This is a genomic window from Bartonella harrusi (assembly GCF_024297065.1).
Taxonomy (GTDB): domain Bacteria; phylum Pseudomonadota; class Alphaproteobacteria; order Rhizobiales; family Rhizobiaceae; genus Bartonella; species Bartonella harrusi.
The window spans coordinates 301,124-321,862 of the sequence record NZ_CP101114.1; the positions used below are offsets into that span (position 1 = coordinate 301,124).

Genomic DNA, 20,739 nt, shown 5'->3' on the forward strand with positions numbered 1-20,739 from the left:
GTCGGGTGTGGTTATGCTATACAATACCCTTTCGGGGGAAAGGCATAACGACGGGCTTGTTGCCGTGTTTGTTAGCACCCGGCACTCTTTTTGAGTGTCATTAACAAACATTTATCAACAAGGAGTTCATGATGAACACTCTTATTAAAATTACAGAACAAACCATTGATCAAGAAACTGTTCAAACCGTCAATGCACGCGAATTACATATATTTTTGGAAATAGGAAAACGCTTTGCTACTTGGATTACAGATCGTATTCGTCAATATGAATTTGAAGAGGGAAAAGATTTTATAAAAACACAAGATTTGCGGTTCCCAAAATTGGGAAGCACAAAATCTAGGGCTGTTACAGCAATTAACTATCTTATCACTCTAGATATGGCGAAAGAACTTTCTATGGTTGAGAGAAATGAGAAAGGTAAGCAAGCTCGTCGTTACTTTATTGAGTGTGAAAAGAAACTAAGAAACCAAGCTGTTGATTATGATAATGATACACGTTTTTCTTTTCCAAAAGATTGGGAAAAAATGTCCCCTACTAAAAAGGCTGTTTACATTTATGGACCTCTCCATATGCATCTTGTTAAAGCCTTCACATTAGCAGAAGAGAGTAAACATTATAAAACGCTTATTGAAGAAGCCAAACGTGTTTTAGCAAACCCTGTTGCAAAAGGTGCTTAGATTAAAACATAATATCATCTCCTCGTCTTGAAGGGCGGGGAGAAAATTAACCTTGTAAAACATCTTTACATAATACATATTATACGTACAATACGTATTATTTAATTGAGGATAGGATGTGCCTATGAAGAAATATAGTTTTACCGATGTAAACCGTGGAGCTGGCGATATTTTAGACGAAGCGATGTCTACACCTGTCGCTTTAACAAAGCGAGGACGTGAAAAAATTGTTATGCTTCCTATCAATTTATATAATGAATTAATCAAATCCCATTCCAGTGTACAAGCTTTTTCTTACATGGATGCACCAAAGAGTATATTAGATGATTTAGATCGTGGTTTAGATGATATTTTAAATGGCGATGAACATGTTTAAAGCAGGTGATGTCGTTAGATATTATTATTTGTGGCATGAACAAGCGCAAAAAGGTGAACATTCAGGGCGAAAAGCACGTCCTGCCTGTGTGATGGTTAAAACTGAAATTCATCTTTTCTTGTTTCCGATTACTTCTCAAGAACCTCTTAATTTGCAATTTAGCTTAAAAATACCTGAGATAGAATGTAAGCGCGTGGGCTTACAAAAGCAGTCTTGGGTGCGTGTTGATGAATTTAATGTTGTTCCTTGCAAAGCTTTTTTTGACTTTGAAGATTTAAAACCACAAGGGCGTTTTAGCCCTGCTTTCATGCGTAAAATTGCACTTAAAATTAAAGAAGTTAAAGCAATAAAACCACTCGGAAAAGTCTCTAGAGACTGAATCACAAAGTTAAACAGCGTGGAGTATTGGAACTTTCCCACCAATATAAGCAGCAGCTGGTGTGACTGGATCAACAGATTTTAATGTTTCCTTGTAAAGTGTATCCATAATTTTTTAACACTCTTCCCTCTATATTAGCCATCTTCTCATTGCTTCAAGTGATAAGAAGTGGCTGCGATGTTAAGAGCTTTTACATCGGACGGGTTGTCGCAAAACTTGTCCCGTTGGCTGGACTACCAGCCCAGCCTCTATTTTTGTGCTTTGTTTTCCTTTGTTTTGTGTTTCTAGGATAATTTCTGCGGTATATCGGCTTGATTTTTTACAGTGATGGGTAATTAGAGCTGCTTGTCTATAAGCTGTTCATCTCTGCACGAAATCTTTGGAGTAAAAATGGGGTGACTCGCTATGATTTCGAGACACCGCTCTAAAGACAAAGAATGACTTTGCTTGCTATAGATTAGATTTGTTCATCTTTCTCTTGTGGTTCTTTCATAGATTCTACTGCTGTGTCTGTCTCAGCCTTTTCAGAAGACAAAGAATTGTTTTCTTTATCAATGATGGGAGGAGAGAACACCCCATCTTTATAAGTCCAGCCGATTTGCGCTTCGCTTGAGGGGATTGCCTCACCATCAAAGGCATGAACATAATTTTCTGAGGCAATAATAATGTTTGTTACCACACCCTTTTCAACAACTGCATATTCCATAAAAAACTCCTATATAAAAAATCTCAACAACACTGCTCCGTTGCCACCATTGCCACCTTCGTCACCAGACTTTCCTGGAAAATAGCCTCCACCTCCACCAGCTTTATTGCCACCACTATTTCCACCATTTCCTCCTTTCCCACTGTAGCCTCCTTGGCTCTTTTGTGCACCACAACCACCTCCAGCACCACCATAAATAGAGCTTCCACCATGACCAATAGATGTAGAGTAGCGGGCATTAAAAGTGCCACCACTGACTTTATAGTGTGCATAGCAGCCACCACCACCGCCTCCGAAAGTAGAACTACTACCATTGACACTGGTATTGGTAGAGTAGGAGCCGCCACCGCTACCGCCGCGACCATTGCCATTTATTTCTCCATCGCCACCACTGCCACCATAACTACTCAAATTTCCAGTACCACCGCCGCCACCACCTGCACGGATAATGTCTTTAATAATTGTACTTCCACCTCCGCTGCCACCACCATAGGAAGCATCACCACCTTTTCCACCACATCCAATTTGAACGCTTCTTGAGAATTTCAACTGAGATCCTTTAATTTGAACACGCGCGCGTCCTCCACCGCCACCTCCACCACTGCTATTTCCATATCCACCACCTCCTCCGCCACCCCACGCCCATATTTCGATATCGGTGTTATCGCTAACACCTTCAGGCCATGGAATGGGACCACTTTCTGTTACAAGAACTTCTAGGGGAGAGGTCGCTTTCCTCAGTTTTGTGATTTCATCACGTATTTCTTGAAGAGCAATAACAGCTTCGTCTTTGCTATAAACTTCCGCACCATCAACCTTGAGCGGTCCTTTAAGCTTGCTGCCCGTGATGCTGAGACTTGTGACGATTTCCCCATTATGCATGAGATTCAATGACGAATTGCTTATGAGTTCCAAATCACCAGCAATGGTGACTTTACTGGTAAACTTGTTATAATTCTGCCATTCATTGGCTTGTGCTAGGCGCCCATAGCTTGTCAGATCTTCATTAATCTTGGCTCTAAATCTATCAAGACCAACAATATCTTCAATTTTATGTTGGTGCGCTCCAAGAAGGGAGACAGCACTGCCAAAGGTAAAATGATTGTTGCTTGCTTTGTAGAGAACATAATTGTTCGCAGCATCCTTAGCGCCCTCAATATCGCCCAAATCAGCAAAGGAAAAGGTTTTATTTGCTGGCATCTTGCTTTTGAGGGCTGCCTCAAGATTTGTAACATCCCCTATGCTATGCGTGTGTTTTGCAGGAGCTTTTTCGTCTAGCTTTTCCTCAACTTCCATTATGGCTTGATCAAGTTTTGTCAAGTTCTCACGCAAAATAGGAAATTCAGAACTGATAAAACGCCCTTCTTTGGGCAATTCCATTGCAAGCTTTTTGGTTTTTGTCATTTCTTATTCTCCAAGTCTCTAAAGCAGCCCCAAATCCCATTTTTCAAAGCGAGGGGGTATCACAAAATACCCGCACCAAAATCACGCAGCATTGACCGTGCGCAAGGTCCACCGGTCAGTGTCAGTTTCAAGCGCGCTTGCTTTGCTGTTTGGTCGTGACTGACAAATTTTCGCTCCACCCAAAGGGGTTCAGTAAGCTGTTCTGTTTCCTCTAAGGTGAGAGGGGTAAAAGCACCATCATCCCGTTGCATCTCGAGGGTGAATGTGGAGCCGCCTGGTAAAAAGGTCTTGATATAGCTGGTCAATCTTGCTTTCTCACCAAAGGCAAAAGCACGGGTAACATAGGTTGCTGTGTTATGGATCTTGCCGGCAATCAACTGAACAGGAGCAAACAGAATGGGGGAGAGTTTCTCCGTGCCTTTGAGAATGGCACGTAATCGAACCTTTTCACTGATATATTCGGTGAGGCTTAACAATTGAAAGGGTAAGAGTTGATAAATCGTGCCGTTGTTTCTTTCAATTTCAAAGATCACCGAACAATCACTAGAAGGCAATTCAACCGCGGCACGGATTTGCAAATCAGAACAGTTAACAAGATTAAAGGTACCAAGATCAATGGTCTTTGTTGTTTGTCTGTAGCGTGCTGCCAAGACACGAAAAGCCAAAGCCTCATCTTGATGGGCACTCCAACTTTGCGCATTGACAGAGGAAAAACGAGGACCGGTCACATAGGGGTGGCTTGAGACAAATCTTTGCTGTTCTTCATCAAACCCTCCAAGCTTTGCGAGTGAGAGGGAATGATCACTATCATCGGTCTTAATGACAAAAGCCGTTAACCGATCATTGGGGACGAGGAGTGGGACATCATAGCGTGCCTGTGCCCATCCGGTTTTTGCCCCCTTCATGGAATAAAAGCTTTGGGCTTGGATATTGGCGGTGGGATAACCGTTTTCGGTTGTGACCAAATCAATCACCAGATCATGATTGGGATTGCCGATTTTGCAAAGATGAAAGTCAAGACCGGTGATTTGCCGTGTTTCTTCTGGTGTAAAGACTTGCGCTTGCGGGTCCACTTGCGTCCAGATCTTGACTGTTGTGGTGTGCCGAATCACTTTCACATCAATAACACCTTGCCCGGTAAAGAGACCCGTCGCAAGGGTTCCCCCTTTGCCTCGTGCTACAACATTCTGGGTGCCGGCAGGAATATTTTCAGGGATTTTGAAAATGCTTTCCAAAATGCCATTGTCATTGGCAACAAGGCGGCTTTTTGGCAAGACATTCACACCATCAAAGGTGAGACTGTCTAAAATTTCCCCCTTGCCAAAACCTTCAATTTTAAAGCCAAGGGTAATTTGTCTTAAGAAATCGATTTGTTCTTGATGCGTATTGATGAGATCATCATGCACTTCTGTGTTACGGATAGTTCTCCCACGGTTCCATCCCATGTTCAGTTGATTGGTCACGCTTGAGAGCCAATCGGTGCGCTGGACATGCCAAAAGTCTGTTGCGGGATTGAGTGTGATCGTACCAGGCAGAGGGGCAAAATTTTGATAGGGGTTGATTTTTTCGCAAGCGGTTGTCAATTCTTGGGCAATGATCACTTCATTGGTCCAGTCAAGGGTGACAGGAGCCTTTAAGGGGGCGGTATAAAAGGTTGGATCAATAGCCAGCTGTAAAATGCCATTGCCAACAGCTCCTGTTTGCGTGAACCCTTCATCGCGATAACTGTCATCAAGAAACGGGTCAGCAAACATGCCTTTTTTGGCAACGGGCTCTTTAGAGTCAACATTGCTTTTAATGCGCTCTAATTGCATCAAGCGATCAAGGGACAGCACCCTTTGAAAATAACGCCACATCTCATCATAGGGGGCAACACGCGTGCCATCATTGACCACAAGCGGAAGATCTAACCAACTATTGGTGATGGTGGCAAGGGAGAGGACATCTTCAGGAACGCTGGGCGCCATCGGTTGATCTGCCGAAATCCCCTTGATATAAACCACACGGCCCTCTGTATTGAGACCTATACGGTCAATACGGGGCAATTTGTAAGTGTAACGAACAATGATATCCCCCCCTTGTGCCCCCCCTGAGAGCGTGATTTCCTGTGCCGTGACCTTATCGGCGGTTACTTGTGCACGATAGCGATAGGTTACCGTGTAACTGCTGCCAGGACGCGGTTCATCCCCCATCGGTGCCCAGTCAATGGTATCACCGGTCTTCTTAAAATCTGTTCCTTCTTTAAATTCCTTGTTGCCTTGCATGACTTTGAGAAAAGAGGTGATGCTTTTATCGGGAACACCATCTCGCCCAGCAACGACCGCACCGCGGGTGAGGGTAACGGTTTTTTCTTTTGTCAACAAAAGAGAGTGGATATCGGCAATGGAAGCATAATAGCTTTTAAAGGTAAAGCTTGTTTTGCCTTTTTGCGGGGCAAAAATATGCGTTTCACTAGGCACAAGCCCTTGCGAAAACTCTTCCCTCTCTTCATGGCGCAAAGCAGCAAGGCGTTTGCGCTTAAAGCCATTGATATTGGCTTCTCCTTCTTGAATGCTAAACACTTGGCATCCATTCTTTCGTCCCAGAGCCGTCACCCGGCATCCATTGACGATATAATGACCATGGGCACGGTCATAAGTCGCAATGGCTTGCATGGCGGGTTCAAGCAGTGAGGGGGACTTTTGGTCAATCAAAATGCCGTCTTGTAAGATATAAACAGGAAAGAACGTGCCTTGCTGCCCATCCTCTTTTAAGGCCCAAACAAGCTTTGCTGTTTCGCGCGCCGCACCGGGCTCTCCTTGTGCCAAGGTGCCGGGAACCTGCCCCAACAGTTCTGGATCATCCTCATGGGTAATCCATGTTTTTTGCAACTTCACACCGATTTCAAGACGCCCAACCATCGAAACAGCATTCAGAACCGCTTGTGAGACCGGAAAGATATCCCCTGCGATATAGATTTTGCCTTCTGTTAAAGTAACGGTCTTTGCGTTTTTATTGACAAAGGCATCGGCTCGTTCAACACGGTCTCCCTCTTTGGCGACCAAGCGCCCCAAACGGTCATGGCGCCCCCTGATGATGGTTTGCATCTCATTGAGTTCACCACTTTGGATAAAGGGACGTTGCCCGTAGAAAACAACGCTTTGTTGGTCGTCTTTGCCGCAAGATCTGTCAATTGCAAAGGGTAAACCGCTTTCATGCTTCATGTTAAAACCTCAATAAAATCTTGAATTGCTCGCGAACATCACCACGCAAAGGAATATTGATGGGCGTTTTGATGATCTCCACCCCGCCAATCAGTTCATTGCACGCACACCAAAGTTTACCCAAAGGGATATGTTGTTTAGGGGTCGCATGCACGAGAACAGCAATAGAGGCGGCTTTTCTGCCGTCAACATTTTGAAAATCCGTGCGTGCTGCAATAAGAAGGGCTGTGCCCATCGAGGAGGGTTGATAACGATCGCCCAAATGGTGATAAACACCCGCCAAATTCTGTTCTACTGGTTGGACAATGTTGCATCTGCGAGTGCCAATGACATCATCCTCACAGTCTCTTAACACGAGATAAAGGGTGCGGTTATAAAACCACTCTGCCATCAGTATATCGCGTTGATGTTTTTTAACAGAACACCAGGGAAAATTTGCCATATCCCATGGATAATCAATTTGGTCGAAGCTTAATTCCCCATCCCCGTCATCCATCCAATTGCCAATCAGTGTGCCTTCTGGTTTGGTAAGCCTGTGCATAATTTCTGTTGTGCGCCCAAAGGAAAACAGTGTGTCCCCCGCTGTTAAGCGTACACCGCTCTCATAGTCCAGCAGACTGTCATCAAGGCGTGACATATTGCCTTCCAGTGCTTGCACGTCATAACCATTGACACCACGGCGAAAATCAGAGCGTAAGCTTTTGGAAAGCTCTGTGATGGCTTCAATGGCTTCAAGAGCACTTTGTTCAGGCAATTGATCAAAGTAAAGTTGGAAGGAATTCCACCATAAACGCCCCGACCATGCTGGTGTAAAGCGTGCTGAAATCTGAAGCCATGCAAGCCCTCTCTCAATAGCCGCTAAAGAACCGCGAATATTTTGCCATTGGAGCCCTTGGTCAATCAAATCATAGAGGTTTGGAACATAAGGTGTAAGCTCTCCAAGCCCATATTCTTCAATCAACCATGGCAAGAAGCGAGGAGGGCGGGTGATAAGCTTAGAGCGTGAAATCCCCAAAACAGCGCCATCAACATCTTGATGAAAGTCGCAAACATCGGCAAGGCGCCTTTCAAATTCTGTTGCATTGTTTGGGAGGAGGGCGCCAATCATTAGCGTGCCCGTCCTTTGAAGTTTAAGGTGACCTTGCCAATCGCTAAAACTTCTTCATCACCGACGGTTCTGTCTTGTGTTGGTGTAATGGCAATCACTTTCTGGACACCCGCAATCATCAGTTTAGAAACCCACCATGAGAGGCTTAATTCACGACCAATGGCTTGTTCTTTTCGCCATGCTGCTCTTAAATTTGCTTCCATTGTCATGAGAATTTTCAAGGATGTTTCGGGTAACAGCCAAACATCGGCTTGCAAATCCACCACTTTTTTGACAGCAGCGTGCACAATGATTGTATCATTGGTCATGATGATATTTTTTCTGTGAAGGGCTTGTGAGACTGTTTGTAGGAGATCTTCAGATGCCGTTCCTTCTTCATTATTGCCAAAAAGCGCAACATAGATGGTTGGATCTTTGCCTTTACGGTAAATAATGGCATCTTTAACACGGCTATCAGTTTGTAATAGGGTTCTGTTCCGCTTCCCTTGCCACCACGGGCATGAAGCCTTATGCGTTCGCGATATCTCTCGTCACTTTCACCCTCCATGCGGGCAATTCCATGCCAGTTTCCCAAAGCGTCAAGAGATTCACCGGTTGCAAAATCAAGAATATTGTTGCGCGCGGCTTCGTTAATACGTTGCCTTAAAAGCAGTTCTCGATAGCTAAAGGCTTCAATAACTTTTACGGCTGGATCACTTTCAAGAACACTATATCCGGGCAATAGTTCTTTTAAGTGGTCGAGAGCTGCTGCGCGTATTTCTTCAAAGGAAATTTCTGTAATGATTTCTGGTTTTGCAAGTGCTCCATTCATTTTATCAGCAATCCTTCCATGGTGATGGGCTTGCCTGAAGGCAAATAAAGACCTTCAAAGGACAAGGAAACTTGCCCATTCTCATTCCATTTACAATCAATCTTGTTTAGTTTAAAACGTGGTTCCCACTTGTCTAAAGCCTCGGCAATAGCGGCATAAAGGCGAACAGCAAAGGCGTCATTGACCGGTGCATCAATAATATCCGCAACGTGTGAACCATAATCACGACGCATTACACGCGTGCCAATGCGTGTTGATAAAATATCAAGGATGGATTGGCGCAAATGTTCAATGCCGGTCAAGGATTTTCCTGTGCTACGGTCCATTCCTATGTTCAATTGGGACCTCCTGTCATGGAGCCACCGGGAACAACACCACCGTGAACATGGGTTGCTCCTACATTGGTGCCGTTATGGATCAAACCACTTGAGTTCATGGCAACATTGTGAGCAGAATGAAGAGAGAGACTCTCATCCGAATGAAGTGAAACACCACCACCAGCCTGTAAAGAAATATTGCCCTTTGCATTGAAAGTGATATCGCTTTGTGAAACAATTTTTATGCCTTCTGGTGCGGTAAGCTCTAGCTTGCCACCATCACCTTTAAGAGACGCGCCATCCGTAATTGTAAGAATGAACTTTCCACCTGATTTGATCTGAATGCTATAGCTGTTTTGTTCATCATCATATTCAAGGATGGTGCCATCGGGATAAATTGTTCTATGAATATTGCCTTTATCGGCTGCTTGATGAGCATCGGTATGGATGGAACCAACAATCACCCCTTGCGCTAAATCCCCTGATGATGCAACCACCACCACTTGTTCTCCAACATCCCGCCCTTCATAAGAGCATGTTTTACCGGCGCGGGCTTGGGTATCTGGAATCCAGTCACTGATAAGATTGCCGCTTTTTACCCGATAGCGTGCGTTTTTATGGTCGATATGGCTAATTGTGCCCACCATAACCATATTTGCGAGGCGTCTTTTTAAATCGGTGATGTCTTTATCGCGCCGCTCTAACATGGGGGACCTCAATTTTATGATATTTGTCTTCATTGCCCACGCCTATTTGTGGTGTAATCCTCAAGAAAGGTTCAACAGGTTTTGCGTTTGCACCATCTTCTTGTGTCTCAGGGGAGGGGATATTGGTCACATAAGTAACCTCAAAGGTTAAAATTGCCCCATGGAGTGCTAGAGCACCATTATCGCCAAAGGCAAAAGCAATATTTTGCAGGGAGCATGTTTCCACGGTGTTATTGAGATTGGGATTGGCGTAGAAGATCTCTTCAACTTCCCATGCTAATTGGTCGACAAAACGCGCACCATCTTCTTGTGTCGCATAACATTCAACATCTACGGTTAAGACACGGCGCCTTACTGCATTCTCATAGCCATCTTCAATTGTTTCGCTTTGTGTTGAGATATTAATTGCCGGTGTGTTCTCAGCGGAAAAGTTGAAATCACGCATATTAAACACATTGTCACCAGCCGTTGTCTTTGCTGCTTTGATCAACGCAACAAAGCTTTCTCTTATCGTCTCTCTCGGATGCATAAAAGCTCCTGTTTAATTGATGCCATTTTTACTCTAAAAATGGTTGACTAGGATTAATAATGATACTATTATTGGTTATGAACAATAAAGTTGAAAAAATAATCAGCTTGATGAAAGCCTCACCAAAGAACATCAAGTTTTCAGATTTGTTAGCTGTGTGTGTGCATTTTTTTGGAGAACCGCGGAACAACGGTACAAGCCATTTTGTTTTTAAAACACCGTGGCTTGGTGATCCCCGTGTGAATATTCAAAAAGATACTGGTAACAAAGCAAAAGCTTATCAGGTCAAGCAAGTCTTACAAGCGATAGAAAGGATAAAACATGAACAATAATCATTATACATATCGTGTTTTGTGGTCGCAAGAAGATAAGGAATATGTCGGTTTGTGTGCAGAATTCCCATCCCTTTCATGGTTAGACGTTCAAGCAGAGAAAGCTTTAAAAGGTATTATGGATCTCGTTTCAGAAGTTGTTGAGGACATGCAGCACAATGGAGAAGAAGTTCCTGTGCCTTTGTCACATGGTAAATACAGTGGTAAGTTCCAATTAAGAATACCACCAGAACTCCATAGGAAGCTTGCAATTCAAGCTGCTGAAAATGGTGTGAGTTTAATCAGATATATTTCTTCTAAACTTTGAAAAATTTATACGTACTAAAAGAAAAATAATTTTTATGAAAACCTCTCAATTAAAACAAATGCCTGTTTTTAAAACAGATGAAGAAGCAGAAAACTTTGTTGATACTGCTGATCTCACGGATTATGACTTAACTGATTTTAAGCCCGTTCATTTTGAATTTTTACCTAAAGAAGCCTCTTAACCACCTCCCCATTTTTGAGAACGGGGAGGGGATATGTTTTACTTAAGCAACCTTTTTAATAGGGTTTTCCCAATTCGGCTGGTAAGCTTTTAAAAAAGGATCTATCGCTGCGGGAAACTCTGAAGCTCCAAAATCTGTAAGAACTGCTAAAATCTTTGTAATATTTGGCACGTCATCTTGAAGTTTTAAAATCAAAGCTTTCTCTACCATGTCCATAACCTCAACTAAATTATTACAATCTTTATCTCCAAGTCCTGGATAGTTAGAAAATTGAGACAACGCCATCCACAAATCGCATAAAAAATCGATACTGGTATTCATTGTACACCTCCATGGATTTGTTCTCTCAAGCAAGCCAATCCTCTGGATGTTATTTTTGTTGAAGGCAGGACCTTTTCTGTACCATCCGGTCTTTGAATAGTAATAGCAGGGCAATCCATCAAACCTTTCTTGATCTTATCCTGATAAGGTAACAAAGGAGCACCCGGAGCCCGTCTATAGACCCAATCATGTTTACGCAAATAATCGGTTAGATCTTTTGGTCGTATTTCTAACATTTTTGCAGATTCAATCAAACCAAACAGACCATCAGAGCGTTTTAAACCATCAAGTGCCTTTGCCTTAGGTTCTAACTCAGCAATCACGTGATCTTTCTGCTCGATTTGGTTTTGTAGATGATTTAAGACACCAAGTAAGGCTTGAGGACTCGAGTAATCTATTTGTGGTGTGGCTACTTGCTTTGCAAGTTTTTCACATTCAATGAAGTACAAACGAGCTTCTCTACCTTTCTTATTGTTCTCAAGCATAGAAAGTTCTTTGGCTACATTTAGTATGAGGTAATATTCTTTCAATACCACATTTTGACGTTCGCCAATTTTGGCGAGCGTTAAAATATAATCTCTTCCCTCTTTTAAATCGTATTTGTTTATGCGATCTTTAATCCAATTAGAAAAATCTCGTTTTACTTCTAAAAATGCATGCAGCTCACGTGCGTTAACAGTTTTGACGGTTTCATGGTCAATAATTTTTTCTGATATTGTTATAAGAGTATTCATATGAACTCCTTGGTAAAAAGATGTTTTTCATTGACACTTTTTAAAAGTGCCGGGTGCTGAAAAACACGGTACCAAGTCCGTCGTTGTGCTTTTCCCCTAAGGGTATTGTATAGCGCAACTACACCCGACAATGCATTATACGCATGCAGCATATAATGAGTCAAAGTCTTTAATATGCGGAGAAGAGATTATTTCGGCAATCCATCCGCTTGGTATTTAAAGTGTTTTTCAAGCACCTGATTCGATTATTCATATTCCAATAACATTGTCAAGAAGTAATATAAGATTTTCTAAAAATGATAGACACATATTTACTTTATCTGTCGACTTACTTTGAATTTATTAGCCTTAATTTATAGCGGAGGGGAGAATAATGCTCGATATACTTGATACAATTACGATAGTTGTTGTTTAAAAGTAGAAAAGTTTTTTTAAATTAAACCTTAAAAGGCCATCTTTGAGCACTGTGAAGCACACGCAGAATGGTTATAATTTCATTTTCAACTGAATAAATCGTAACATAATTCTTAGCAGTTAGCATTTCACGAGTATTATCGACAATTCCTTCACGATAGCGAAATGGATATTCTAACAAGCCATCAAATTTTTCAATTATTTCTACTTTTAATCGCTTAGCTGCAATAGAGTTATGGATATTAATGTACTCAATGATTTTTTCTAAATCTCGCACAGCATCCTCAGCAATGACGATACGATATTTATTACCCATTATTGCTGATTTTTTCTAATTTTTTTTTAAACTCCTCATAAGATAGACGAGGCTTTTTATCATTAAATGCTGCTGTCACATTTTCATAAACATATTCAATATATCCTTCAGGATAATTATTTGTTTCTCATGATTTCATCTCGCTAACCTTTAAAGTCCTAACAACAGAAACATCGCTATGCAAATGACAATGGTCCATTTTATTGTTCAGTGTCCCTGAAATCGAAAACTTTTGTACCATAAACCTCACTCCAGGACATAACGAAATCTTTTCCTAATGGATGCATACTAATACAAATTTCTATAAAAAACACTCATATTTTTGTTTAAATACTTAAAAAAACACATATTTATTTTTTTTTATGTTTGCTTAGCTACCATGAACCTCCCTTAAAATAAGCTTATACATACCGGATTCTGAGGCTTGGACATCTGTGACAACGAAGCGCTCTTGGGTTGTCTCTTCAATATTTTCAGGGGCGAGCACTACGACACTATCTTCAGCTTTTGGTGGCAATCCGCCAATATCATTGATAAAAAGATCAAGTTCTTTTCTTGGGATTGTTGTTGGTATTCTGCCACCAGCATCCGATTCCGAATGTTTGATGCCGTAAATTGCTGTAATCCGAAAAGATTGCTGGTTATCTTTTCGCGTATAGATGACGGGCTGCCCAAAGGTGTTGCGTACCTCTTTTACCATTTTGTTAAGCAGCCCGTGCCATAGCATGTTATTTCCCTCCAATGACGGCTTTGAACAGCATTTCAGGACGTGTGCAAATGTAAAGCGGATAGCTGTAGACTTCAGGCTTTACCCATGCATTACGGTCGTGATCGACGATTAGCATCGTGTAGAGAGGTTTTCCAACCGTATTGGCAAAATCTAAGCTTTCACCAGGTGCAAAGGTTTTCTGGAATACACCAGGCGCATTAACAGGAAAGAATTGACATTCATCAGGCTTAATTCCTATCGCACGCTTTGTCCCAGCCTTTGCACTCACATTATAGTTATGAATACTGCGATAATTGATAAAGGTCACACCGGCAAAGTCAAAACTGCCAAAGCTCCCCGTACCAAGAGCACTTGGTGTTGCAACACCTCCTGCGCTATTGAGTGTTTGCGCTAAGGTTGTGTTTAAATAGGTTTCACGAATGGTTTTATGGTTTTTTAGTTTGGAAAAGAATTCATTCCCACAAAGTCCAATAATCCGTGAACGGTCAGAGAACGCTCCTTTTGAAGCTTCAATCATTCTCATAATGACCTGATCAACATTATCAGCAACATTGGTTGTTTCACTCTCCAGTTTAAAGTCAATTGGCTTTGGTGGTGTAATTTCCCATTCCTTGTACCAATCGACAATCACCGAACCATCAGCATCAAGGACAACACCTTGAACAGCACCAAGCTGCATATTTTCCCATGTCAATTCGATTTCAGAAATCAGTTTCTTTTGTTTTCTGGCAATATATTTCATTGCCGTCTCTAACTGATCTTCTGTGCCAAATTCACGCCGGTCTTGGATTTCTTCTGATTTCACAGTATCACTTTTGGCAATACGGGTTGTTTTAAAAAACCGAAGATTACGACTGTCTCTGTCACCTTCTGCTAAAGGGGCTCCGCGTTCACTGGTTTGAATAAGCGAAAATGTATTGTCACGCCGTTCAATACCAACCACTGTGGTGCTGGTTTCAACGTCTTCAAAAAGATTGAGAGAGCTTACAAGACCCGGTTGAAACTCATAGTTTTCAATCGCTTTCATCATTGTTATCGTTGAGAAAGCATCATGTTTAAAAAAATTCATATCCATGTGCGCATTCTCCTATCGCAACAGAATTTTATTGTTGTCTTCTAAAGACTGAATAGCTGCCATTTTTTCTTGCTCGAGTATTGCATCGGGCCAGATCAGTTCCGAAGCTTTTACAGTACTCAAACGCGCTGTAATGACGGCATGTTGTTCTTCACCTGTTGCATCAACAGTAGCATAAGAAATCCCTGCGGGCACCGCACTGCCATCTGCTGCTGCCGGATTAAGAGGGACATATTTTTCCGTTTTTGTTATCTTTCCCATGACAGTCCCCGCCTCAATGAAGGCTCCTGATGCAAATACCACTTGTTCATTTGACATGTCAGGGTCGTAGCGCCCAAGATAAGCGCCATTGCGAACATCTTCATAAATAATATGACTCATTTTATTACCTTCCAAATTGATTGCCATTTTGTATGAATTTTTGCCTTGCTCTCTCCATCAGCATGAGGAACATAAGGCGATAGTTTTAAAGAGGCGCTTTGAGAGCTAGCCTCTGTCAAGACGCACTGGCGTGCTTTCTCGATACTCATACCGTTTTGAATAGCCTTTGCGGCATCGAAAGAAACGCTGAGGCGCTTTGCTTGCCTTTCAAGGGTTGTCAGGGCTTGAGCGCGCTTTCTTTCTTGTTCAAGGATGGCTTTTATGTTTTCGCGCTTGTCCTCATTGTCTTCATCCTCCTCTTCGTCTTCGTTGTCGTCAAAGATTTCGGCGTTTTTATCGATGTCGTGATCATTTTCATCCTCTTCTTCATCGAGGATGTCGACACTCCTTTCATCATCTTCTTGTTGGGCGCGATATTGTGTGCGTGCCATGTGTTTTGTCCTTCTTTTGCTGTTACTGTTGGGTTTGGTGAGATGAAATCCGTTAAGGATTCCAAAGCTTGCGCAAGAGTGCCTTGCGCATCTGCTAATCCAAGCGCGATAGCTTGGGTGCCTATAAAAGTTTCTGCCTTTGTGTCACGAATAGCATCAGTATTCAGGGGTCTATTTTGTGCTACCCAATCGACAAACATTTCGTAGAGCAGGGCGCAATCTGCTTGCATTTTTTTAAGCGCGGTATCAGCCAATGGTTCGTGAGGATTACCATGAACCTTGTGATCACCTTCAAAGACAAAGGTCCATTTAAGCCCTTGTTTTTCATCGGCGCTTGATTGGTCAAGATGTGCACAAACCACCCCAATTGAGCCGACAACGCCTGTGCGAGCAACCCATATTTGCGAAGCAGAACAGGCAATGGCATAAGCAGCAGAACAGGCAAATTCATTGGCATGCGCCCAAATTGGTTTCTGATGGTGTTGTGAGAGTGCTTGGAATTCTTCAACCAAATCAAACACCCCGCCGGCTTCTCCACCACCACTGTCAATATCGAGCAAAACAGCTCGGACATCAGGTTGTTTAATGGCTTCACGAAAGGAGGCGCTTAAGCCTTCATAAGAGGTTAACCCTGAAAGGGCACCAAGCCATGCACCGCGGCGCACCAGTGTGCCATGAACAGGTAGGATGGCAACATTATTGCGCACCACGTAACTCTCAGGTGGTTTGAAAGATGCGCTATCCCCTTGCGAAAAAGCCTGAGGGGTAAACTTTTCTCCAGCAAAAAGACGCGGTGCAAGAGCATTAAGAATGACATCAAGCTTTGTCGAGGCAAGCATATGTGGAACACCAAAAAGCCGTGATACTAAAAACGGCATGTCAAGATTATTGGTCATTTTTGTGCGCCTCACTGCCTTGGTTGCTTTCATAAGTCTCAGAAGGATCTGAATCTGTGAAATTCGTCGTTTGATTTTCACCAGAGGGTGCCGCCATATCGGTATCAAAAGATAAACCACGGGCGCGAGCATCGGTGTGCTCTTCTTCAAGTTCGGCATGAATGCTGTCGATATCAAAACCCCGTTCGGCAAGTGCCATTCGTCGTGTTTTTAAACCGGCGCGAATTTCTTCTTTTTCTGCCGAGATATCTTTGTTTGGATCAATCATTTCAAGCGGGGGCGCAAAGCTTTCACATTGAAGCCATGGCAAGGGATTTTCTTCCCATCCCGGTAATTTTACGCATCCAGCAAGGACAGCCATTTCCACAAAGCGCTCCCAGACAATACGGTTGAATTGAAAGGCAATGATATGTTCGCGCCATTGTTTGACGTGACGTCTAAACTGAATAATGGAGGTGCGCACATTGGAAAAATTACCCCGCGTAACGTCTCCAGTGACAACGGCATAGGGCATATTGAGAGCCGAGCAAATTTTTAAAATATTGCGAAATTGAAAGGCTTCATAAGAACCACCAACTTCAACAGGATTTGAAAATTTTATCTCTCTATTCTCTCCTAAATAAAATGATCCACCTGGTTCAATGACAGGTAATTCGGATTCTTCTTCAACGTCTTTTTCGTTACGATTATCAAGTAATTTGGCGTCGTTTGGGGGATTTCTTGAGATAAATGCCGCGAAAAGAGCTGCTGTTCTTTTTCGATCAAGCTCTGCATCATCATAGGATTCCAGTTGAAAGATCTTTGTCATACTGCGTGTTATTTTAGGAGAACCGCGCAATTGTCCGGCAATACGGCGCTCTTTGATATGAAGGACCATTCTTGCGGGGATACGCACGCGCTCTTGGCTCTTAAATGCACTGTTTGCAGGGCAATCATCATAGGGGTGGTATTCCCAGAAATGATAAGCAACACGCTTGCCACTGGCATCAAATTCAATACCCATACGAATGTAATTGCCTTTAATTTCCGCAGGTCCATTGTAAGTGAGGTCCAGCATTTCGGTTGGATAGATTTGTAATTGAAGAGGCACCCCAGAGCGTCCATAAAGGTCAACATAATGCAGTCTTACAAAACATTCGCCGGTTAAAAAGACTTCTCGTGCAATTGTTGCTTGCAGACCATAAAAGCTCGCATCCTCATCATAATCCGCCTCATCAACCCATTGCCACCATAAGTCTAAAAGCTTTTTCTTTTCTTCTTGAAACCCTTCAATGCGAGGATAAGGTTTAATCCCATCACTCACAGCTGCGGAAACCCATTCTTCTGTTGCCGAGCCATAAAGAGATTCATTGTCATAAAGCCATCTTGAACGAGCAGTAATGGTATCACCGCATTCTTCAATTGCTTTATTGATGTGTTTTTTTGCGGGGTCAAACCCACCCATGCGACGGCTTTTGCTTGCAGCCTCAAAAGGCGGATTGTGTTGACGAGAAATTTTAAAAAAGTCCGTGAGTTTATTGATAAAGCCAGCCATTAATAGCCTCGTGATATATTAAAATAGAAAACACGTGAACGCTTGCGTCCTTCAAGGTTGGCTATTTGTGTATTCAGCATCTCAAGTGCTCTGCGCAATTCTTCAACAGAACGGTTGCTTACTTGCTTATCGCCATGACGCACTGATTGTGCTCCCGAATAGAGAGCCTCTTCAATTTGTTCGCGCCGCCTTTTTAAACTTTCCAGTCTGTCAGTTTTGCTGTTTATTTGCTTCAATTCTTCATCCACAAATTACCTCCAATCCCCGTGCATATAAGGGCTGATCACCATTCTGATTTTTTTCTTTTGAGGCTGTGCTGCCTGTGTTCTTTTGGGAGAAGTGGATGAAGAAATCCCTGATGTTGGCTGCTCTAAAGAAGCGTCAACTTTAAGTTTTTCCAAACGCTCTTCTAAGATATCAACTTCTCGATTAAGATTTATTCCTGCCGAAATTAGCCCCTGTAAAGCGGCATAAGCATAGACCCTACAATCCAAAGCCTCGTTTCTTGCTTTCTCACTTTTTTGCCATTCTATGCGCTTGAAGCCTTTAAAATATTTGATGACTTTTCTTTCAGCCGTGAGCTGGTCAAAATATTCCCGATCAAGGCTTTTATGAAAGTGTGTTGCACCAGCCCCCGATGCTTCAGGACCGGATTTTTTTAATCGTGCCGTGATAATATCTTTTGCTGCATCAACACCAACAATATAGAGATTAATCTGTCCTTTATTGTTTCTGCTTGGACGGCGTGGCCATACCGCACGCCATCCCGCCTGTCCTTTAAGTCCCCAGATGCGTCGTCCTTCACGGGGGCGTACATAATTGTAAACGGCTTGTGTATGTCCACCACCGGTATCAATACAAGCCGCTGTTATTCTGATGCCATCTTTGTAACCAGGGTGTGACCAGCGTCTTGTCAGATATTCATCCAGTTGGTCCCATACTTCAAAAGAAGATGGATCACCGGGAATGACTTGATAATCAATGTGCCAGCTTTCTTCACCACGCCCCCATCCAACCACTTCAAGCTCTAAGCGGTCGTTTTGCACATCGATGCCGGCGGTCAATAACACGGCTTGCGGCGGTGCAATGGGATAATCTTCGCGTTTTGCATAGAGGCTATCAGGATCAACAACTTCACCTGTTCTGTCCTCCCATGGCTCTCCAAGCACTGTGTTAACAAAAGGTTGCAAAAGCGCTGGATCATCTTTCGCTTCTAAAAACTCTCTTGCGCATTCTCCCCACGTTAGCCAAGGTGAATAGAGTGCCGAAATATGATAAGAGCGTAAATTCGGTCTCGTTGATTCACTTGTAGGAACCCAGCACGCACCTCTTTCCTCACTCATGAGATCAGTTTTTCTGTGCTCGGCATGTTCATGACCACAATGGGCACAAACAAAAACAGCTTTTTCGGGGGCACCTTTCGGCCACTTGATTTGCGACCAAACAATGGGCTGTAGAACCCCACACTTATCACAAGGGACGTTGTAATATCTTTGATCACCAAGCACGAAATCTTTGGCAATACGGCTTGTGTCACGGTGTGTTGGCGTGGACAATTTAAAAATCTTTCTCTGCACAAAGGTTGAGGTACGCTTTTCGGCAATCATCACGGGATCACCTTCGTTATCCACACTGAGAGGATAGGCATCAACTTCATCCAAAATCAGATAACGAATAGGCATGGAACGCAAACCAGCAGCACTGTTTGCTCCGGTAAGCATCAATGCTCCCCCATCAAATTCTTTCGAAAACATTGTATTTCCGCTGTCGCGTGCACGGGCAGGGGCAATGCGTTCACTTAAAACAGGGCTTGCCATAATCATTGGATCAAGACGCGTTTTTGACAGTTTCTTCGCGGTCTCGACAGTAGGCATCACATAAAGAGCGGGTCCCGGACTATAATGAATAGCATAACCGCAGAAGTTCAATCCTGCTTCAGACATTCCAATTTGCGCTCCTTTCATGACAATTGTTGTTTCAATTGGCATGTAAGAGGAAAGGTTATCCATGATTTCGCGCAAATAAGGGGTACGCTTTGTTCTCCACAATCCAGGCTCTGCACTTGCTACGGTGCTAAGGTATCTATTCTTATCCGCCCATTGCGAAACCGTGTACGGTGGATCTGGTTGTCGTGCGTCATTGGCATAGGCGAAAAATTCTTTGATTGCATTTTCATCCATTATTCGTTTCTTGCAAGATTTCTAACTCCGGAGAAGGAGGATCATGAAAAGGCACTGGAATGTTAACTGCCTCAAGCAAAGCTGTTCTCATGTAATAATCAATGGCACCAATAAGGCTCGCCGCATCACATCCCACTTGTGCTGCAATGCTTGCACCGAAACGGTGAGGAAATTTTAACATGGCATCACGGTGTGCTCTTCCAAATTCACGCGCTGCTTTTTTCATTTCTTCACGGTCAACAGTTGTTTCGCGTAACTTTTCCAGAGCAATCTTCTCTCTTTCAAGTGCAACTTGCATTCTCTCCAGTTTGATCTTGTATTCGTTGGCTCCATCTGTTGAAGCTTTTTTGATCTTTGTCCGCCGTTGTCCATCAGGTGCTAAAAGTGAAGCAGTGCGCTTTGTAGGATTCTCATTCCATATCGCTGTTGCAAGGGTTTCATCAATTGAACCATCTTCAAAAAGAGCAGCATCAAATTTGCCTGTTTTAATCCGAGAAACCACCGCATTATGCGACACACCCATCTTCTTGGCAAAAGCGCGAACCGAGAGACCTTCACGATGCTTCTTGTTCATTAGGTAGTCTCTTTATTCTAAAAAGTGATACTTAATGGCGTATCAGGAAAGCAAAATATTTTGCGGTTGAAATCAAACTTCAATTGTATTACATTGCAATACAGTTAAGAGAG

At 42.9% G+C, this 20,739-nt stretch carries 25 protein-coding genes and 1 pseudogene; 6 read left to right on the forward strand and 20 right to left on the reverse strand.

The features are described from left to right. The first annotated feature begins 131 nt into the window (after window positions 1-131). The 3 genes from NMK50_RS01310 to NMK50_RS01320 all read left to right on the forward strand — a co-directional run bounded on the left by NMK50_RS01310 (window position 132) and on the right by NMK50_RS01320 (window position 1,435). Window positions 132-680 carry an antA/AntB antirepressor family protein gene (locus NMK50_RS01310; protein ID WP_254771146.1) on the forward strand — a complete coding sequence of 183 codons (549 nt, stop codon included), beginning with the start codon at window positions 132-134 and terminating at the stop codon, window positions 678-680. A gap of 124 nt (window positions 681-804) precedes the next feature. Next, a complete protein-coding gene (locus tag NMK50_RS01315) occupies window positions 805-1,056 on the forward strand; it encodes a type II toxin-antitoxin system Phd/YefM family antitoxin (protein WP_254770582.1) in 252 nt (83 codons plus the stop codon). Further along, complete coding sequence (locus tag NMK50_RS01320; RefSeq protein WP_254770583.1) at window positions 1,049-1,435, forward strand: type II toxin-antitoxin system PemK/MazF family toxin; 387 nt, start codon at window positions 1,049-1,051, stop codon at window positions 1,433-1,435. Before NMK50_RS01315 ends, NMK50_RS01320 begins: the two co-directional genes overlap by 8 nt. A gap of 457 nt (window positions 1,436-1,892) precedes the next feature. On the opposite strand, the gene NMK50_RS01325 is transcribed toward NMK50_RS01320, so the two are convergent. The 8 genes and pseudogenes from NMK50_RS01325 to NMK50_RS01360 form a co-directional block, all read right to left on the reverse strand. After that, the gene (locus NMK50_RS01325; protein ID WP_254770584.1) at window positions 1,893-2,141 is read right to left on the reverse strand and encodes a hypothetical protein; all 249 of its coding nucleotides are present in this window, start codon (window positions 2,139-2,141) and stop codon (window positions 1,893-1,895) included. A 9-nt stretch (window positions 2,142-2,150) separates the two neighbouring features. Then, window positions 2,151-3,545: a Bgr_08870 family protein gene (locus NMK50_RS01330; RefSeq protein ID WP_254770585.1), complete on the reverse strand. Its 1,395-nt coding sequence runs from the start codon at window positions 3,543-3,545 to the stop codon at window positions 2,151-2,153. A 59-nt stretch (window positions 3,546-3,604) separates the two neighbouring features. Beyond that, window positions 3,605-6,748, reverse strand: coding sequence for a DUF4815 domain-containing protein (locus NMK50_RS01335; protein ID WP_254770586.1), 3,144 nt, complete (start codon window positions 6,746-6,748; stop codon window positions 3,605-3,607). A 1-nt stretch (window position 6,749) separates the two neighbouring features. Continuing rightward, the gene (locus tag NMK50_RS01340) at window positions 6,750-7,856 is read right to left on the reverse strand and encodes a phage tail protein (protein WP_254770587.1); all 1,107 of its coding nucleotides are present in this window, start codon (window positions 7,854-7,856) and stop codon (window positions 6,750-6,752) included. Further along, window positions 7,856-8,667: pseudogene (locus tag NMK50_RS01345) on the reverse strand (baseplate J/gp47 family protein). The gene NMK50_RS01340 and the pseudogene NMK50_RS01345 overlap by 1 nt, the downstream one beginning before the upstream one ends. Further along, entirely contained in the window at window positions 8,664-9,005 is a 342-nt protein-coding gene (locus NMK50_RS01350) for a GPW/gp25 family protein (protein ID WP_254770588.1), read from the reverse strand. The pseudogene NMK50_RS01345 and the gene NMK50_RS01350 overlap by 4 nt, the downstream one beginning before the upstream one ends. Beyond that, window positions 9,002-9,691, reverse strand: a complete 690-nt coding sequence (locus NMK50_RS01355) for a phage baseplate assembly protein V (protein WP_254771147.1) — start codon at window positions 9,689-9,691, stop codon at window positions 9,002-9,004. The genes NMK50_RS01350 and NMK50_RS01355 overlap by 4 nt, the downstream gene beginning before the upstream one ends. Continuing rightward, the gene (locus NMK50_RS01360; protein ID WP_254770589.1) at window positions 9,672-10,220 is read right to left on the reverse strand and encodes a hypothetical protein; all 549 of its coding nucleotides are present in this window, start codon (window positions 10,218-10,220) and stop codon (window positions 9,672-9,674) included. Before NMK50_RS01360 ends, NMK50_RS01355 begins: the two co-directional genes overlap by 20 nt. A 59-nt stretch (window positions 10,221-10,279) precedes the next feature. Between NMK50_RS01360 and NMK50_RS01365 the strand changes: the two genes are divergently transcribed. From NMK50_RS01365 to NMK50_RS01375, 3 genes are read left to right on the forward strand one after another with little or no spacing between them, the layout of a single operon-like run. After that, window positions 10,280-10,552, forward strand: a complete 273-nt coding sequence (locus tag NMK50_RS01365) for a toxin HicA (RefSeq protein WP_254769765.1) — start codon at window positions 10,280-10,282, stop codon at window positions 10,550-10,552. Next, entirely contained in the window at window positions 10,542-10,859 is a 318-nt protein-coding gene (locus NMK50_RS01370; RefSeq protein WP_254770590.1) for a type II toxin-antitoxin system HicB family antitoxin, read from the forward strand. Before NMK50_RS01365 ends, NMK50_RS01370 begins: the two co-directional genes overlap by 11 nt. A gap of 34 nt (window positions 10,860-10,893) precedes the next feature. Next, window positions 10,894-11,040, forward strand: a complete 147-nt coding sequence (locus tag NMK50_RS01375; protein WP_254770591.1) for a CopG family antitoxin — start codon at window positions 10,894-10,896, stop codon at window positions 11,038-11,040. A gap of 42 nt (window positions 11,041-11,082) precedes the next feature. On the opposite strand, the gene NMK50_RS01380 is transcribed toward NMK50_RS01375, so the two are convergent. The 12 genes from NMK50_RS01380 to NMK50_RS01435 all read right to left on the reverse strand — a co-directional run bounded on the left by NMK50_RS01380 (window position 11,083) and on the right by NMK50_RS01435 (window position 20,626). Beyond that, the gene (locus NMK50_RS01380) at window positions 11,083-11,361 is read right to left on the reverse strand and encodes a hypothetical protein (RefSeq protein ID WP_254770592.1); all 279 of its coding nucleotides are present in this window, start codon (window positions 11,359-11,361) and stop codon (window positions 11,083-11,085) included. Beyond that, window positions 11,358-12,095, reverse strand: coding sequence for an antA/AntB antirepressor family protein (locus tag NMK50_RS01385; RefSeq protein ID WP_254770593.1), 738 nt, complete (start codon window positions 12,093-12,095; stop codon window positions 11,358-11,360). Before NMK50_RS01385 ends, NMK50_RS01380 begins: the two co-directional genes overlap by 4 nt. Window positions 12,096-12,531: 436 nt before the next feature. Then, entirely contained in the window at window positions 12,532-12,825 is a 294-nt protein-coding gene (locus NMK50_RS01390; protein ID WP_254770594.1) for a type II toxin-antitoxin system RelE/ParE family toxin, read from the reverse strand. Between the two features lie 370 nt (window positions 12,826-13,195). Continuing rightward, entirely contained in the window at window positions 13,196-13,552 is a 357-nt protein-coding gene (locus tag NMK50_RS01395; RefSeq protein ID WP_254770595.1) for a head-tail joining protein, read from the reverse strand. Between the two features lies 1 nt (window position 13,553). Next, the gene (locus tag NMK50_RS01400; protein ID WP_254769758.1) at window positions 13,554-14,630 is read right to left on the reverse strand and encodes a major capsid protein; all 1,077 of its coding nucleotides are present in this window, start codon (window positions 14,628-14,630) and stop codon (window positions 13,554-13,556) included. 12 nt (window positions 14,631-14,642) lie between these two features. After that, complete coding sequence (locus NMK50_RS01405) at window positions 14,643-15,011, reverse strand: head decoration protein (protein ID WP_254770596.1); 369 nt, start codon at window positions 15,009-15,011, stop codon at window positions 14,643-14,645. Then, a complete protein-coding gene (locus NMK50_RS01410) occupies window positions 15,008-15,388 on the reverse strand; it encodes a hypothetical protein (RefSeq protein WP_254771148.1) in 381 nt (126 codons plus the stop codon). The genes NMK50_RS01405 and NMK50_RS01410 overlap by 4 nt, the downstream gene beginning before the upstream one ends. Continuing rightward, window positions 15,271-16,338 (reverse strand): S49 family peptidase, encoded by a 1,068-nt coding sequence (locus NMK50_RS01415; RefSeq protein ID WP_254770597.1) that lies wholly within the window; start codon window positions 16,336-16,338, stop codon window positions 15,271-15,273. The genes NMK50_RS01410 and NMK50_RS01415 overlap by 118 nt, the downstream gene beginning before the upstream one ends. After that, window positions 16,328-17,872 (reverse strand): phage portal protein, encoded by a 1,545-nt coding sequence (locus NMK50_RS01420; RefSeq protein WP_254770598.1) that lies wholly within the window; start codon window positions 17,870-17,872, stop codon window positions 16,328-16,330. Before NMK50_RS01420 ends, NMK50_RS01415 begins: the two co-directional genes overlap by 11 nt. Next, on the reverse strand, window positions 17,872-18,120 hold the full coding sequence (locus tag NMK50_RS01425) for a phage head-tail joining protein (RefSeq protein WP_254769754.1): 249 nt from the start codon (window positions 18,118-18,120) through the stop codon (window positions 17,872-17,874). Before NMK50_RS01425 ends, NMK50_RS01420 begins: the two co-directional genes overlap by 1 nt. A 3-nt stretch (window positions 18,121-18,123) precedes the next feature. Continuing rightward, complete coding sequence (locus NMK50_RS01430) at window positions 18,124-20,052, reverse strand: phage terminase large subunit family protein (protein WP_254770599.1); 1,929 nt, start codon at window positions 20,050-20,052, stop codon at window positions 18,124-18,126. Next, the gene (locus NMK50_RS01435; RefSeq protein WP_254770600.1) at window positions 20,045-20,626 is read right to left on the reverse strand and encodes a hypothetical protein; all 582 of its coding nucleotides are present in this window, start codon (window positions 20,624-20,626) and stop codon (window positions 20,045-20,047) included. Before NMK50_RS01435 ends, NMK50_RS01430 begins: the two co-directional genes overlap by 8 nt. Window positions 20,627-20,739: the final 113 nt, after the last annotated feature.

What these genes read in the sequence shown, in the direction of transcription:
- NMK50_RS01310 (WP_254771146.1), top strand. Translation starts at nt 132, where the DNA reads ATGAACACTCTTATTAAAATTACAGAACAAACCATTGATCAAGAAACT.
- NMK50_RS01315 (WP_254770582.1), top strand. Translation starts at nt 805, where the DNA reads ATGAAGAAATATAGTTTTACCGATGTAAACCGTGGAGCTGGCGATATT.
- NMK50_RS01320 (WP_254770583.1), top strand. Translation starts at nt 1,049, where the DNA reads ATGTTTAAAGCAGGTGATGTCGTTAGATATTATTATTTGTGGCATGAA.
- NMK50_RS01325 (WP_254770584.1), bottom strand. Translation starts at nt 2,141, where the DNA reads ATGGAATATGCAGTTGTTGAAAAGGGTGTGGTAACAAACATTATTATT.
- NMK50_RS01330 (WP_254770585.1), bottom strand. Translation starts at nt 3,545, where the DNA reads ATGACAAAAACCAAAAAGCTTGCAATGGAATTGCCCAAAGAAGGGCGT.
- NMK50_RS01335 (WP_254770586.1), bottom strand. Translation starts at nt 6,748, where the DNA reads ATGAAGCATGAAAGCGGTTTACCCTTTGCAATTGACAGATCTTGCGGC.
- NMK50_RS01340 (WP_254770587.1), bottom strand. Translation starts at nt 7,856, where the DNA reads ATGATTGGCGCCCTCCTCCCAAACAATGCAACAGAATTTGAAAGGCGC.
- NMK50_RS01355 (WP_254771147.1), bottom strand. Translation starts at nt 9,691, where the DNA reads ATGTTAGAGCGGCGCGATAAAGACATCACCGATTTAAAAAGACGCCTC.
- NMK50_RS01360 (WP_254770589.1), bottom strand. Translation starts at nt 10,220, where the DNA reads ATGCATCCGAGAGAGACGATAAGAGAAAGCTTTGTTGCGTTGATCAAA.
- NMK50_RS01365 (WP_254769765.1), top strand. Translation starts at nt 10,280, where the DNA reads ATGATACTATTATTGGTTATGAACAATAAAGTTGAAAAAATAATCAGC.
- NMK50_RS01370 (WP_254770590.1), top strand. Translation starts at nt 10,542, where the DNA reads ATGAACAATAATCATTATACATATCGTGTTTTGTGGTCGCAAGAAGAT.
- NMK50_RS01375 (WP_254770591.1), top strand. Translation starts at nt 10,894, where the DNA reads ATGAAAACCTCTCAATTAAAACAAATGCCTGTTTTTAAAACAGATGAA.
- NMK50_RS01380 (WP_254770592.1), bottom strand. Translation starts at nt 11,361, where the DNA reads ATGAATACCAGTATCGATTTTTTATGCGATTTGTGGATGGCGTTGTCT.
- NMK50_RS01385 (WP_254770593.1), bottom strand. Translation starts at nt 12,095, where the DNA reads ATGAATACTCTTATAACAATATCAGAAAAAATTATTGACCATGAAACC.
- NMK50_RS01390 (WP_254770594.1), bottom strand. Translation starts at nt 12,825, where the DNA reads ATGGGTAATAAATATCGTATCGTCATTGCTGAGGATGCTGTGCGAGAT.
- NMK50_RS01395 (WP_254770595.1), bottom strand. Translation starts at nt 13,552, where the DNA reads ATGCTATGGCACGGGCTGCTTAACAAAATGGTAAAAGAGGTACGCAAC.
- NMK50_RS01400 (WP_254769758.1), bottom strand. Translation starts at nt 14,630, where the DNA reads ATGGATATGAATTTTTTTAAACATGATGCTTTCTCAACGATAACAATG.
- NMK50_RS01405 (WP_254770596.1), bottom strand. Translation starts at nt 15,011, where the DNA reads ATGAGTCATATTATTTATGAAGATGTTCGCAATGGCGCTTATCTTGGG.
- NMK50_RS01415 (WP_254770597.1), bottom strand. Translation starts at nt 16,338, where the DNA reads ATGACCAATAATCTTGACATGCCGTTTTTAGTATCACGGCTTTTTGGT.
- NMK50_RS01420 (WP_254770598.1), bottom strand. Translation starts at nt 17,872, where the DNA reads ATGGCTGGCTTTATCAATAAACTCACGGACTTTTTTAAAATTTCTCGT.
- NMK50_RS01430 (WP_254770599.1), bottom strand. Translation starts at nt 20,052, where the DNA reads ATGGATGAAAATGCAATCAAAGAATTTTTCGCCTATGCCAATGACGCA.
- NMK50_RS01435 (WP_254770600.1), bottom strand. Translation starts at nt 20,626, where the DNA reads ATGAACAAGAAGCATCGTGAAGGTCTCTCGGTTCGCGCTTTTGCCAAG.